Below are 13111 nucleotides of genomic sequence, written 5' to 3'. Positions count from 1 at the left end.
AAATTATCCGTTTGATTTAGCTAAATTTTTCTCTTGTGATAAATTTTTAATTCGGGTTGGTTTAGTGTTTTTGAACTCTTCCAAATCAACACTAAATACTTTTGAAGAAGGCACTTTGGAATAGCTGTTTTCAAAACGACCACCTAAAAGATACAATTTGCCATTAAAATAATGCATAGCAGAATATTTTAATTCAATATCAATTTCATATTCTTTTAATTGTTTGGTTTGTATGTTGTACGTATACATTTTTTGGTCTTCAAAAAAATAAATAATATTCTCATGATAAGCAATCGCTGGTCTTTCTAATTCTGATAATAATTCACCTTCTTTTTCCCATTTTTCAGTTATTAAATCAAAAGTTTCAATTTCGGAAATCGGTTTTCCGTCATTACCTCCAATCAGGTAAATTTTATCATTAATCAAAATTCCAGTAGTTTCCTTTGCAGTTGGCATAGGATCGAGTTCGTACCAATTTCCTGATGTAATATTATAGAGATGCACTTTATTGGTAAACTCTTTTATATCTTTTTCAGATCTTTTTAAAGAACCGCCCATTACAATAATATTATCTTTATAAGTAAATGAAGCAAAATCTACAGCCTGATGCGGATTTGTATTGTCTAAATTGATTGTTTGTTTGTTAAGATCTACAACTTCTATTTGATTTTCCAAATATTCCCAACTGCTTTTTGAGTTCACCAAAATTCTTTTTCCACCCAAAACATAAATCAGATCATTGTAATAATGTAAGTTATGATAGCCTCTTGCTTTTAGGTTTACTTTTGAAGTTTCCCAAGTATTGGTTTCAATGTCATAAATAGAAAGATATTTTTTATAATGTCTTTTTTGAGAGTTATAATTAATATCAGATAAATAATCGGTTGCGTCATAGCCGGCTTTTTCTGAGCGACCTTTTTCAAAATAATTTATGTCGGAATATGCATCACCACCACTAATATAAATTTTGCCATCTTTCAAAAAAGAGCCAAATGAAAATACAGGATTTTTTAGCTGGCTCAGATTGTTGAAAGAAAGACTTGTTTTTAATTTTGCATTAGGTGCAATTGCTACTTCAGATAAATTTTGAATGCTTTCTTCAAGATAAATTTTAAATTTATGCTTTGCTAAATATTGTAATGAGTATTTTACAGTTGTGTAGCCAATATGCGAAAACTCCAATATTTCATCAGCTTTAAGATTTGAAAAAGCAGTTGTAGAAAACTCTCCATTTTTATTTGTGAGCGTTCCGGTTTTGCTGTTTACGGCAAAAATATTTACGTCTTCAAGAGGTTCGTTGTTTGTAGAAAACACAAAACCTTTTTGGGTTTGTGAAAATGAAATCAGCGGAAATAAAATAAAAATATAGAGTAGTTTTTTCACAAGTTTTTGAATGTTAAGTTAATATTAAATTTAAAATCATTGAATTATATAAAAAACTGCATTTCAAAAAGTTGGCTCAATATTTATGCCGAAGTTGTTAATTTGGATGAAATTAAGTGTTAAAAAATGTGTTTTTTTTACTTTAATAAGTTAAATTCGCTTTCCCCCAAATAACAAAATTGCTTTTTTTGAGTTTTACATATAGAAAGTTCAAAAAATGCGATTTGATAAAATGAAAATGATGGTTTACAGATTAATAATATTGATGTTTTTTTTTAGTGTTGGTGTTTTTTCTCAGGAAAAATACATTAAACATAAAATTTCAAAAGGAGAAAATATTACCGTTATTGCTAAAAAATACGGTGTAAAACCAAAAGATATCATCGATGCAAATCCTAATGCACCAAAAATCCTTAAACTAAATTCGGTTTTATTAATTCCAAACAATAACAAATCGGTTACTGTAAAATCTGATGATAATAAAGCTTCTGATTTAAAACCTGCTGATAAAATTGAAATTGCAAATGCTGATTTTCATGAAGTTCAGCAGAAAGAAACGCTTTGGGGAATTTCTAAGAAATATAATGTCTCAGTAGATGAATTAAAAAAAGCAAATCCGTCGATTGAAACTGATGGGTTGAAAATTGGGCAACGAATCAACATTCCTTCTAAGAATGTTGCAATTGCCGAAAAACCTGCTGTAGTTAATGAAAATTCATCAGATGTTGAGGTTGTAGTCGAAGTACAGCCAAAAGAAACAAAATACGCCATTGCTAAGAAATATGGAATAACAGTTTCCGAATTAGAAAAACAAAATCCATTTATAAAAGGAAAACTTCCTGTGGGTTATGTTTTGAAAATCAAAACTTCTAAAGAAAAAGCAGATGCTGCGGCATTATTAAATTCAGTTCAGCCTTCTGCAGAAGAAAAACCGCTCTTGGAAGAAAATATTCAAATAGCTGATAAAACTAGTGTAAAAACAGATTCAGCTATGGTTCGTATCAGTAATCATTCAGAGTTAATTGATTTACTTATTCTAAACGCTACTCAAAACATAGGAACCCGCTATCGCTCTGGCGGAACAACAAAAGCAGGTTTTGATTGTTCAGGTTTAATGTTTTGTACTTTTGGAAACTTTGATATTAAATTGCCAAGAAGCTCAATCGAGCAATCCCGAATAGGAAACAAAGTTAGTTCGGATGCTGCGCAAAAAGGAGATTTGATTTTCTTTAAAACGAATGGTAGACGCCATATAAACCACGTAGGAATGGTTGTAGAGGTTACTGAAGGAGAAATTAAATTTGTGCATTCTTCAACTCACGGCGGCGTCATGATTTCTTCAACAAAAGAACCTTACTACGAAAGAGCATTTTCTCAGGTGAATCGTATTTTAGAAGAAGAAACTAAAAAATTGTAAACTAGTTTTCATCTTCCGGATACAGAGTCTTTTTAAATTCTTCAATAGGAAAAGGTTTATTTAGCATTTTAGTTACGTATTTGTTTTCATTGATTAGATTGATTTCGTCAGGATCAAGTGTTGAGGAAAGTACGTAAATTTGAACTTCTTTTTTTATATCCTCATCAAGTTTGTCGTACGCATTCAAAAAATCAAAACCATTCATAAATGGCATTTGGATATCAAGAATAATAAATAAAGGTTTGCTGATTCCTTTGTTGTTTTCTAGCCAATAAAGTCCTTCCTGCCCATTATTGGCAATGTAAATTTCATCTACAGACAATATTTTTTTTAATAATTGTTTGATAACAAGCTGATCGATCAGGTTGTCTTCAATTAATAAAAATGCAGGTTTAGACAGCATAAAGAGTTGGTATTGTTACGGTAAATTTGCTTCCTACTGAACTTTCTGAGCTTACAGAAATATTTCCTTTTATGTTTTCAACAGCTTCTTTTACAATATAAAGTCCTAATCCGCTGCCTTTGTTTTTGTTTGTTCCAAAGTACATTTCAAAAATATTATCTTTATATTCTTCCTTAATTCCAATTCCGTTGTCTATAACTTCAATTCTGTTGTAGCCGTCATTAAAAGAAGTTTTAATAGAAATAAACATTTCTTGTTTATTTGCGTCAGCATATTTTATAGCATTTGACAGTAAATTTGAAATAATAATTTTTAGTCTTAAACTGTCGCTGTGGATTTGATCTACTAAAAGCTCTTTTGTAAAGATAATTTGATTCGCATTTTCTATATGCATTAATTGAGAAATTGCTTCTTCAAACAATTCTTTTAAGCTTACAGGTTCCATTATTATTTGAGTTCGTTTGTTTTTAGAATAATCAATAATGTCACTTATAAATTGATCTTGCTTAGCGAGACTTTGTTCCATTAAGTATAAATAATCTTTTATCTGAATAACGCTATCTTCTAGTTGAGTGATTTTTATGAGGCCTTTCAATGAAGTAATAGGAGATCTCAAATCGTGTGATGCACTGTAAACAAAACAATCCAGTTCGTGATTGACCAGCATTAAATTTTCATTTTTTACTTCAATTTCTTTTTTTGAAGTTAGCAGACGTTTTACCATTATAGAATAGTAAAGACAAATACTGCAGACGATAATGAGAATGAAAACAATATTAGTAATAATCAGTAAATCTTTTATTTTGCGCGTTCCTTCTCCTAAAGTGTTTGAAAAATTACGTTCATTGATTGTCAAGCGATCACTTATAACGCTAATTTGCTCAAGAAACTTTCTTTGTTCATCAGGGCTTAATGCATTGTGTTTGATTTTTGCATCGATTTGTGTTCCAATGGTAAACAATTCATATATTAAATTATCGCCTTGTTCCCATTCATGAATTGCTTTTGCTAAAAATGACACTTTTTTAAAATAAACAAACAGCCAAACGAGATCATCCAAATCGTCTTTATGATTACGTCCTTTAATAAAGCCATCACGGGCAACTTGATTGTCTCCAGCTTTTAAAAGTGTTTTTCTTGCAATTCCATCACCTTGCGGAACACTTAATTCTTCCTGATATAATTTCCACTGATTTCTGTCTTTAGTATAAAGATACGTTATAAGATGCCGTGCTGCGTCTTTTTGGCCTTTTGAATAATGAGATTCACCATTCACATAAGCTCGGTTTGCAGATAAAATTTTGATTGTAAAGAAGTTTACACAAATTAATAAGGCGCATGTGATAAATACAATTAAGAGGAGAATAAAAACATTTGGAAAACGCATTTTCCTTAAAAGCTGAATTTTTAGCATATTTCTTATTTTGTAGGTTGATAATTTGCTTTTAATCAGTTCATTTTGCTTGTAATAGATGTTTTTTTATCTCAACTCCTCTATTGGGGGATTAGAAAGAGTTTGGGTTTAAAAAATAAACAAATGTTAATAAAAAATAAGAAATTTTATAAATTTAATCCTTTCTACCAAATTTAATAAAAATATATTTTGCTTTGACAAACATATTTTTATTTTCTATTTATTTTGATTTTTTAAATTATAAATAATTGATTATCAGCGTTTTGATTTATTGTTAAAATGTGAAATAATATTAAAATGTGAAACTCAATTTATGTTTTTAGTAATCATTTTAGGAATAATTTATAATTTACTGTTATGTTTTTGTTTAACGGTCGAAATATTTTTACAATTTAAATTTTCGCGTTATTTTACGATTTAATTTAGATCAAAATGAAAAAAATAAAATTTAACAAAATGTAAGAATTTAATAGTGCTGATTATCTGTGTTTTAAGGTTTTTTTCGAAAAGAAAAAGCTGCAAATTTTACCCGCAGCTTTTTTTAAAGTAAAGTTATTTTATTCTGTTTTAGCTATAAAGTTCTAATTAGAGTAATTTTAGTTTTAATGAAATTGGCAAAAGAATTTATTGAAAATTAGCCGAATACTTAGCATAAAGTTTAGGGAACAATTTTTGCAAATCATCACCCTTTTCGTCCCATTCATTTCCGGTTGTATTATGTTTTTCCTGAAACGGATATGGCATTTCCTGACCTGTAAGTTCTTCAAAAACGATTCCCGGTAAATAACCAAAACCTTCCCAGTCAAATTCTTCAATAAGATGTTTTTCAGTTTCTACGAGCAATTCAGGATTAGCAGTAATTTTATAATAAAAATCTTTACCCTGTGCGATAATCCATTCACGGAAATCGTTAAAACTATCATCGCTACAACCTCCATGGATAATATATATCGCGCCCCAGAGTTCCCAGGTATTTGCTTCGCCTCTAAAATTTCTAAAACTGTTGCCAAATAAAATCAATTCATCTGCCGTCAGTTTTCTGAGTTCATTCGCTAATTCTTCCTGTTGTTCTTCAAAATTGCCTCCAGAACTGTCTTTTGTTTTCTGAATTATCTTCCAGAATAATTCCTCTTCCATCAGTTTTTCTGAAATTATAAAATCTGTTTTGATAGGTCTGGAATTTTTTTCCTTTTCCGTTTTACCAAAAAATCTGTCAAATATTCCCATTGTCTTTTTGGTATTTGTTAATAAATGTTTTTACACTTTGAAAAAGATCATTTTAAGAATTTAAATTAATTAATCCTCTGAAAAACTGAATACCGCCAAATACAATAGCGCCCCAGAAAATAAAACCAATATGCGCCAATGTTAATATGGTTCCGCCAATGCACCATAAAGCGCCATACAGAATATCTTTTTTAGCCTGAGCATGAATTGCTTCTTGTTGCGCTTCATTGATCTTCATTTCTATTTTTTCGACAATCATAGCGGCAACGTCAGGATCTAATCCTTGTTCAATTAGAATATTTTTAGTTTCATAACCTGATTTTCGTTGATTTAAAATGAGATTCGCAGCTATATTATAATGCTGATTAATTAATTCTTGATTATCAATTACAGTAGTTTCCATAAATTGGTTTTTGGTTGGTTGATTTTATTGATTTTCAAATATAAATAGTTGAAACAGGATTATGTTACGTAAAGACGTAAAAGAGAATTTTTAAGCAAAAAGAGTTTAAATTTTATTTTAAAAAAGATGATGCCAAAAATGAGTACAACCGTCTTTGCATTCAGTGTTTCGTCTTTCTGTATCTGTTGTTTTAAAAATCCACAATAAAGAGGTTATTGTTTTTCCATTTTCATTCTCCGGGAGTGAAACTAATTTTTGAAAAGCAATTTTTGTTGGAAAAGTTTTTAAAAGCACTACTGGTGTGCATGTAGGCTTTAAAGGAATAGTGTTTAAGGCCGTTTGATAAGACTCAGAATTAAAATCAATTTTGTCAGGAATAGAATTGATAATGTAATTATGCAGAGTTGTAAATAACTCCTTGAAATTATAGTTATTTTCTAATAAAAGTGCTAAACCAACATTAAATTCGAGTTTGTCTTGCGCAATTTTGTTGATTATTTTTTCTGTTTTCTTCAATTGAGTTTTTGCTTCTTTTTTTGGAATAGTTTTTCAAATATAAATAGTTGAAATAATATAAACTTACGGGAATACGTAAAGAGGCTCTTTTTGCATAATTGAAATTTCATGAGCAAATCCTGATTTTATTTTTAAAGAATAACTCGAATTTGGAATTTGAATATTAGGATTTCAGAAAAAAGTATATCTTTAACCAACCCAAAAACCAAAAAAATGCAAGAAAACGAACAAGATCAAGAACATTTTAAAAGAGAACTCGGATTATTAGACGGAACCATGCTCGTAGTTGGTTCTATGATTGGATCTGGGATATTTATCGTAAGTGCCGATATTGCCAGACAAGTTGGATCTGCGGGCTGGCTAACGCTTATTTGGCTAATCTCAGGATTAATTACCATTATTGCCGCTGTAAGTTATGGAGAACTTAGTGCGATGTTCCCAAAAGCTGGAGGACAATACGTATATCTAAAAGAAGCTTATAATAAATTAATTGCCTTTTTGTACGGCTGGAGCTTTTTTGCTGTAATTCAAACCGGGACAATTGCTGCAGTTGGTGTAGCTTTTTCAAAATTTGCGGCATATCTTTATGAGCCGTTTAGCGATGAAAATATTTTATATGAATTAGGTTCATTTAAACTTAATGCAGCACAGCTTGTATCTATTTTCACCATTGTGGTGCTGACTTTCATTAATAGTCGTGGTGTGAAAAACGGTAAAATTCTGCAAACTGTTTTAACTATAATAAAAATTTTATCTTTGCTGGGGTTAATCGTTTTTGGATTAACATTGGCTGCAAAAGCTTCAATTTGGGATGCCAACTGGGCTGACGCCTGGACAACACGTAGTTATAATACAAAAAGTGGTTCGTGGCTTCCAATTAGCGGAACAGCTTTAATTACAGGAATTTCAGCTGCAATGGTTGGCTCATTATTTTCAAGCGATGCATGGAACGGCGTAACTTTTATTGCCGGCGAAATTAAAAATCCAAAACGAAATGTTGGTTTAAGCTTGTTTTTAGGAACTTTTATTGTAACAATAATTTACGTTTTGACAAATTTGATGTATTTGGCCGTTGTGCCACTTCAGGAAATTGCAACAGCAAAATCTGATAGAGTAGCAGTTGTGGCTTCACAATATATTTTTGGAGATATTGGAACGCTAATTATTGCAATCATGATTATGATTTCGACTTTTGCCTGCAACAACGGATTAATTATGGCAGGAGCGAGAGTTTATTATACAATGGCAAATGATGGGCTATTCTTTAAAAAAGCTGCAGTTTTAAATGAATCAAGTGTTCCTGCATGGGCTTTATGGGCGCAATGTATTTGGGCTTCAGCTTTATGTTTGACGGGAAAATACGGTGATTTATTAGACTTCGTAATCATCATCGTTTTGATTTTTTATATTCTGACTATTTATGGAATTTTTATTTTAAGAAAAAAAATGCCAGATGCTGAAAGACCTTATAAAGCTTTTGGATATCCTTTTTTACCAATGTTATATATCATCGTTGCATCCGCAATTTGTATTTCTTTATTATTTACAAAATTTTCAACTTGCGGATGGGGAGTTTTAATAATGTTGGCAGGAATTCCTGTTTACTATTTAACAAAACCAAAAGAAGAATAAAATTGTTTCAAGTTTGAAACTTTGATTATAATAAAAAAGCGTCTTGTTTATTACAGGACGCTTTTTTGTTTTTAATTGTTAGTATCCGATAAATCATTATCAATTCTTTCTGCGGTTGGTCTTAAAAAAATCAGATAAATTAAAATCAGGATTCCAAATAAAATAAAATCGGGATTTAAAATTAAGATAAGAAATGCTGCTCCTTCAAGAACTGCCCAACGCAAGATAGATGCAGTTTGGTAGATTGGAAATTTTTCTTCCAATTTTAATTTTGGATTAATTTGTTTTAATTGATATTTGAACAAAAAACTGCTCAAAACAAATGCTAAAACAGGAATCAGGATATATATTGCAGAAGATGAATCAATAACAGGAATTTGTAATTTCTCAATTGAAAGATCACCTAAAATATAATAAGCCACAATTGTTCCTGCACAAATAGCAAGATGAAGAATTTGGAGTGTTTTAATTCTATCAGACATGATTTGGTTTAAGTTATAAAGTGGTTTGTATATGCAAGTTAAGATTAATTACTTGAAAAATAATGTTTTAGGCAATTAGAATATTCTTTTTTGAGCTTTATTTGGGGATTTATTGTTTTTGGGAAAAGCAAAAAAAATGTTGCAACAAATGAAATTTTCCTGCAAAACAGAAGAGTAAAAATAAAAAAAAACACTGCGATTAGGCAGTGTCTCTTTGATGTAAATAATCTGAAAACCGTTTTTATAACGCAACAGGTTCAGCAGAAGATTTTATTGTTGAATTAATAATAGACAAAGTAAGTGGATCAGATTCTCCTGAGAAGAAAGCTTCCAGAATTTCCTGAAATATCGGATTTGTGTTTTCAACTAAAGAAAAAAGCGTCATAGACGAACGCAATTTGCGTGCATCTAAATCTCCAAAAATTCCATCAGCTGATTTCATTTTAAAACTTAATAAAAGTTCTGAAATTTCGATTAAATGTTTTCCTAAAATTGGATGTTCCAAATAATCAGAAGCTTCTTTTAAATCGTTAATGGCATAAAGATTTGCTGTATCGCTTTTGCCCAAACCTTTTATTTGCGGAAAAATGAACCACATCCAGTGTGTTTCTTTTTTCCCTTTGCTGATTTCAGAAAGAGCAGTAAGATAAAGTTTGTTTTGCGCATCTAGGAAACGCGATAAATCATTGTTAGAATAAGCCATTATGGTATTGTATTTTGAAAAAGGTTGCAAAAATAGTAAAAAAGAAAGGGTCTGCCTAATAAAAGGTTCATACAGTGCGTGTTTTAACTTTTTAAAGAAGGAATATCTTACTGTTTTTTTAGTTGAAAAAACTTTTTAAAAGCATTCAATTCTATAAAAATCAAAGATTTCGATTAGTTCTTCTAAAGGTAAGATTGATCCTCGGTAAAACATCTCGTGCGGTTTTCGGAATCTGATGTTGCCAAAAACTATTGGTCGTTCCAGCCATTAATAAAAAAGAACCATGATGCAAGGGAATCTCAACCTGATCAATATCTTTTCGGAATTTATGGCGCAATCTAAACATTCTGGTTTCGCCAAAAGTTACCGATGCTATAACAGGATTTGGTCCTGTATTATGTTCCTTATCGCTGTGCCACGCCACGCTGTCGTTGCCGTCTCGATATAAATTTAAAAGAAGGCTGTTGAAATCTAGTTCTGTTTCTTTTTCAACACGGCCTCTGATAGTCAGCAAATCGTAAGTCCAGTCGGGGCCTTTTTGATCGGCGCCCGGATTGTCTTTGTCTTCATACCAGGAAATCATTCTTGGGGCTGTAACAATTTTATCAAACATTTCCATTTCGTATTCTCGCCATTTGGTTTTGCGAAGTATTCTTTCATAAAAACGATCAGATTCTTCTTTACTAAAAAAATTATCGATCAAAATTAATTCGCAATCCGGCAAATCGTATACAATTTTACCACTGCTGCCTGTGGTAAATAATTCGGTGTCGCTAAATAGTGTCATAATTCAGATTTTGGTTTTACAGCTCTATTTTATGTTTTATTTGGTTTAGGAAGCTTTACTTAAAAAATGTTTGTTGAAGAATACTTTTCCGGGATGTTTTTCGGCATAAGTAAAAATTAACTGTTCAATATATTGATTGCTTTTATAAAGTGTAACATAACTTTTTACATCTTCCGGATCATGAATGGCAACATCTCTCGGAATATATCCCATTCCATGAAAATGGCCATTTTCAATCCAGATGCAGCTGCGTTCCTCTTTAGATCTTCCTTTGTCTATAATGGCAAAAGTGGGTCTGTTATTTAAGAAAAAATCAATAGCATTGTCAACTTGTTCGTTGTGAAGCAGAATATCAGGCAGGCTTTTTATATCATTATTTTGCGGAAGCTCTGCTTCTTCAGGTCTGGAATATTTGCAGAATCTTTGATCAATTTCAAATTGTTCAGCTAGACTTCTCAGTAAATTTATAGCGTTATACAAACTATTAAATTCATGAATACAAGTCTGAAATTTGCTTAGTTTTCCAACAGCCAAATATTTATATCCGTTTCTTGCCTCATATTGATAAATACCAAATCTTGCTTCAAAACGTTTTAATGCTCTATTGTAGGCTGGCCAAAGCTGTTTTATTTCGGTACATTCTAATAAAAGCGCCATTAATTCGGTGGCACAGATTTCAAAGGAAATGCTGTGAATGTCTCTCAGAAAATGCTGTCTTTGCGGATTGATATTATTGCCACTAAAATGCGATGCCACACGTTTCTTTACATTGATGGCTTTACCTACATAAATCACTTTTTTTGCCTGATTATAAAAATAATAGACACCTGGTTTTTCAGGTAAATTATTAAAATCATCTGGCGGAAGGTTTGGAGGTAAACGCTGATCCTGCGCCGTTTTTTTGATCATTTTTTCTATTTCTCCTTCATTGTCCCATTCCAGTAAAAGAGAAAATAATAGAGCAGTAGCGTCTGCATCTCCGCCGGCTCGGTGTCTGTTTTCTAAAGATATATTTAAAGAATTACAAAGATTTCCTAAACTGTAAGATCCTAATCCGGGTTTGATTTTTCTAGCCGCACGAACGGTACACAATTTTCTGGCGGTCCATTTAAATCCGGCTTGTTCCAATTGATGATGTACAAACGAATAATCGAAGTTGACGTTGTGTGCTACGAAAACACGATCCGTCAGCATTTCTAATACTTTCTCCGAAATATCATCGAAAATAGGAGCATTAGCAACCATTTCATTATTAATTCCTGTTAATCCAAAAATAGAAATAGGAATATCCTGTTCTGGATTTACAAGAGTTTCATAACGATCCAACACTTTTGTACCATCATGAATAATAATGGCAATTTCTGTAATACGGCTTCCACTGGCATTTCCGCCTGTGGTTTCGATATCGACTATAGCATATTCCGTATTTTTCATCTTTATATAATGTAAAAGGGTTTATTTCAATTTTTGTAAAACTTAAGCTTTCACCGTAATTACATCTTTAAGCAGAGTTGAAAACTTTGGTGATAATCTGTTTTGTTTCATTTTCCATTGTCTTCCTAAAGACTGTACCCCGAATTTAATTTTGTTGTTACCATAATTCCGGTTCATTTTATCAATCACACTCATTAAAGGCTGATGTTTAGGGTTTGAAGCGTTGAATAAATTAAGTTGCGTTTCACTATTTGGCGTTAAACCCATTACAATTACACCTGCTTTTTTATAACGATAACCTTTTTTAAAAATAGCTTTAAACCCTTTTTGAGCGGCCGCATTCAATTCTATTGTTGAATTAGTTGGAAAATCAGTAGTAATGGTAATACTTCGTGAATAATGTGATTCTTCATTCTTTATAAAACTAGTCTGGATAAAAACCGTTACCATATTACAATGACAATTCTGACGCCTTAATTTTTCAGCACAAGAAGCTGTAAACGTGCTTATTCGTTCTGAAATTTCTTCATAAGTAGTATATCTTTTTTCGAAAGATCTCGTAGTGGCAATCATTTTCCGGTCTGCGGCTTCTTCTAAATCCAAAGTTGGTTTCCCTTCTAATTCATGTTTTAATCGAAGTCCCACTACAGACATTTCTTTTCTTACCCAGGCATCAGGAAGTTGCGTAAATTCATACGCTGTATTGATTTTTCTTGCTTTCAGTCGTTTAGCGAGCTTTCGTCCAATTCCCCAAACGTCTTCAATTTTTGTCCACTTTAATGCTTTAATTCTTTTTTCTTCAGAATCAATACAATAAACACCTTGTGTACGATCAGCAAATTTTCGGGCAATTTTATTCGCCATTTTAGCCAAAGCTTTGGTCGGTGCAAAACCTATGCTTACAGGAATTCCCGTTCCTTGAGTGACTTCTTTTCGCATTTTTAAACCCAGTGTATTTAAATCGAATAAATCGTAACCCGAAAATTTCAGAAAAGCTTCATCAATACTATAAATTTCGATTTCTGGAGTATAAGTTTGAAGTAGATTCATTACGCGATTACTCATATCGCCATACAGCGGATAATTGGAAGAATAAACAAAAATGTTTTTTTCTTTAAAAATAGCTTCATACTTAAAAGCCGGAATTGCCATTGGTATTCCCAAAACCTTTGCTTCATCAGAACGCGAAATAACACAACCATCATTGTTAGAGAGAATAACAATAGGTTTTCCTCTTAAATGCGGTTCAAATACTCTTTGGCAAGAAGCATAAAAATTGTTACAATCGACTAAAGCAAACATTCAAATTT

The 13111-nt window shown here is 31.5% G+C and carries 13 protein-coding genes; 2 read left to right on the top strand and 11 right to left on the bottom strand.

Annotation, left to right across the window (positions count from 1 at the left end; translation table 11 throughout):
- Window positions 1-3: 3 nt before the first annotated feature.
- Window positions 4-1383 (bottom strand): Kelch repeat-containing protein, encoded by a 1380-nt coding sequence (locus ACNFIH_RS07785; RefSeq protein ID WP_426486185.1) that lies wholly within the window; start codon window positions 1381-1383, stop codon window positions 4-6.
- A gap of 241 nt (window positions 1384-1624) precedes the next feature.
- On the opposite strand from ACNFIH_RS07785, the gene ACNFIH_RS07780 reads away from it, so the two are divergent.
- The gene (locus tag ACNFIH_RS07780) at window positions 1625-2800 is read left to right on the top strand and encodes a LysM peptidoglycan-binding domain-containing protein (protein WP_426486720.1); all 1176 of its coding nucleotides are present in this window, start codon (window positions 1625-1627) and stop codon (window positions 2798-2800) included.
- 1 nt (window position 2801) lies between these two features.
- On the opposite strand, the gene ACNFIH_RS07775 is transcribed toward ACNFIH_RS07780, so the two are convergent.
- The 5 genes from ACNFIH_RS07775 to ACNFIH_RS07755 form a co-directional block, all read right to left on the bottom strand.
- Window positions 2802-3203 carry a response regulator gene (locus ACNFIH_RS07775; protein WP_426486184.1) on the bottom strand — a complete coding sequence of 134 codons (402 nt, stop codon included), beginning with the start codon at window positions 3201-3203 and terminating at the stop codon, window positions 2802-2804.
- The gene (locus ACNFIH_RS07770) at window positions 3193-4617 is read right to left on the bottom strand and encodes a sensor histidine kinase (RefSeq protein ID WP_426486183.1); all 1425 of its coding nucleotides are present in this window, start codon (window positions 4615-4617) and stop codon (window positions 3193-3195) included. The genes ACNFIH_RS07775 and ACNFIH_RS07770 overlap by 11 nt, the downstream gene beginning before the upstream one ends.
- Window positions 4618-5241: 624 nt before the next feature.
- Window positions 5242-5844 carry a DUF4240 domain-containing protein gene (locus ACNFIH_RS07765; protein WP_426486182.1) on the bottom strand — a complete coding sequence of 201 codons (603 nt, stop codon included), beginning with the start codon at window positions 5842-5844 and terminating at the stop codon, window positions 5242-5244.
- A 52-nt stretch (window positions 5845-5896) separates the two neighbouring features.
- Window positions 5897-6247, bottom strand: a complete 351-nt coding sequence (locus ACNFIH_RS07760) for a hypothetical protein (protein ID WP_426486181.1) — start codon at window positions 6245-6247, stop codon at window positions 5897-5899.
- A 117-nt stretch (window positions 6248-6364) separates the two neighbouring features.
- Window positions 6365-6763 (bottom strand): DUF5958 family protein, encoded by a 399-nt coding sequence (locus tag ACNFIH_RS07755; RefSeq protein WP_426486180.1) that lies wholly within the window; start codon window positions 6761-6763, stop codon window positions 6365-6367.
- Between the two features lie 213 nt (window positions 6764-6976).
- Between ACNFIH_RS07755 and ACNFIH_RS07750 the strand changes: the two genes are divergently transcribed.
- Entirely contained in the window at window positions 6977-8395 is a 1419-nt protein-coding gene (locus ACNFIH_RS07750) for an APC family permease (protein WP_426486179.1), read from the top strand.
- A 71-nt stretch (window positions 8396-8466) separates the two neighbouring features.
- On the opposite strand, the gene ACNFIH_RS07745 is transcribed toward ACNFIH_RS07750, so the two are convergent.
- The 5 genes from ACNFIH_RS07745 to ACNFIH_RS07725 all read right to left on the bottom strand — a co-directional run bounded on the left by ACNFIH_RS07745 (window position 8467) and on the right by ACNFIH_RS07725 (window position 13103).
- A complete protein-coding gene (locus ACNFIH_RS07745; RefSeq protein ID WP_426486178.1) occupies window positions 8467-8877 on the bottom strand; it encodes an MFS transporter in 411 nt (136 codons plus the stop codon).
- A gap of 241 nt (window positions 8878-9118) precedes the next feature.
- Window positions 9119-9580: a DUF1810 domain-containing protein gene (locus ACNFIH_RS07740; protein WP_035652027.1), complete on the bottom strand. Its 462-nt coding sequence runs from the start codon at window positions 9578-9580 to the stop codon at window positions 9119-9121.
- A gap of 160 nt (window positions 9581-9740) precedes the next feature.
- Entirely contained in the window at window positions 9741-10367 is a 627-nt protein-coding gene (locus ACNFIH_RS07735; protein WP_426486177.1) for an alpha-ketoglutarate-dependent dioxygenase AlkB family protein, read from the bottom strand.
- Between the two features lie 45 nt (window positions 10368-10412).
- Window positions 10413-11801 carry an exonuclease domain-containing protein gene (locus tag ACNFIH_RS07730; RefSeq protein ID WP_426486176.1) on the bottom strand — a complete coding sequence of 463 codons (1389 nt, stop codon included), beginning with the start codon at window positions 11799-11801 and terminating at the stop codon, window positions 10413-10415.
- Window positions 11802-11843: 42 nt separating this feature from the next.
- Window positions 11844-13103, bottom strand: a complete 1260-nt coding sequence (locus tag ACNFIH_RS07725) for a Y-family DNA polymerase (protein ID WP_426486175.1) — start codon at window positions 13101-13103, stop codon at window positions 11844-11846.
- Between the last annotated feature and the right edge of the window lie 8 nt (window positions 13104-13111).

It is taken from the genome of Flavobacterium sp. 2 (genome assembly GCF_049949195.1).
Taxonomy (GTDB): Bacteria; Bacteroidota; Bacteroidia; order Flavobacteriales; family Flavobacteriaceae; genus Flavobacterium.
Note: the sequence above shows the minus strand (reverse complement) of the source record. Positions and strands in the feature narration are given on the sequence as shown.

Bases quoted from the DNA above. Each gene is read 5' to 3' on its own strand.
- ACNFIH_RS07760 (WP_426486181.1), bottom strand. From the start codon at position 6,247: ATGGAAACTACTGTAATTGATAATCAAGAATTAATTAATCAGCATTAT.
- ACNFIH_RS07725 (WP_426486175.1), bottom strand. From the start codon at position 13,103: ATGTTTGCTTTAGTCGATTGTAACAATTTTTATGCTTCTTGCCAAAGA.
- ACNFIH_RS07780 (WP_426486720.1), top strand. From the start codon at position 1,625: ATGGTTTACAGATTAATAATATTGATGTTTTTTTTTAGTGTTGGTGTT.
- ACNFIH_RS07770 (WP_426486183.1), bottom strand. From the start codon at position 4,617: ATGCTAAAAATTCAGCTTTTAAGGAAAATGCGTTTTCCAAATGTTTTT.
- ACNFIH_RS07765 (WP_426486182.1), bottom strand. From the start codon at position 5,844: ATGGGAATATTTGACAGATTTTTTGGTAAAACGGAAAAGGAAAAAAAT.
- ACNFIH_RS07730 (WP_426486176.1), bottom strand. From the start codon at position 11,801: ATGAAAAATACGGAATATGCTATAGTCGATATCGAAACCACAGGCGGA.
- ACNFIH_RS07745 (WP_426486178.1), bottom strand. From the start codon at position 8,877: ATGTCTGATAGAATTAAAACACTCCAAATTCTTCATCTTGCTATTTGT.
- ACNFIH_RS07735 (WP_426486177.1), bottom strand. From the start codon at position 10,367: ATGACACTATTTAGCGACACCGAATTATTTACCACAGGCAGCAGTGGT.
- ACNFIH_RS07750 (WP_426486179.1), top strand. From the start codon at position 6,977: ATGCAAGAAAACGAACAAGATCAAGAACATTTTAAAAGAGAACTCGGA.
- ACNFIH_RS07740 (WP_035652027.1), bottom strand. From the start codon at position 9,580: ATGGCTTATTCTAACAATGATTTATCGCGTTTCCTAGATGCGCAAAAC.
- ACNFIH_RS07775 (WP_426486184.1), bottom strand. From the start codon at position 3,203: ATGCTGTCTAAACCTGCATTTTTATTAATTGAAGACAACCTGATCGAT.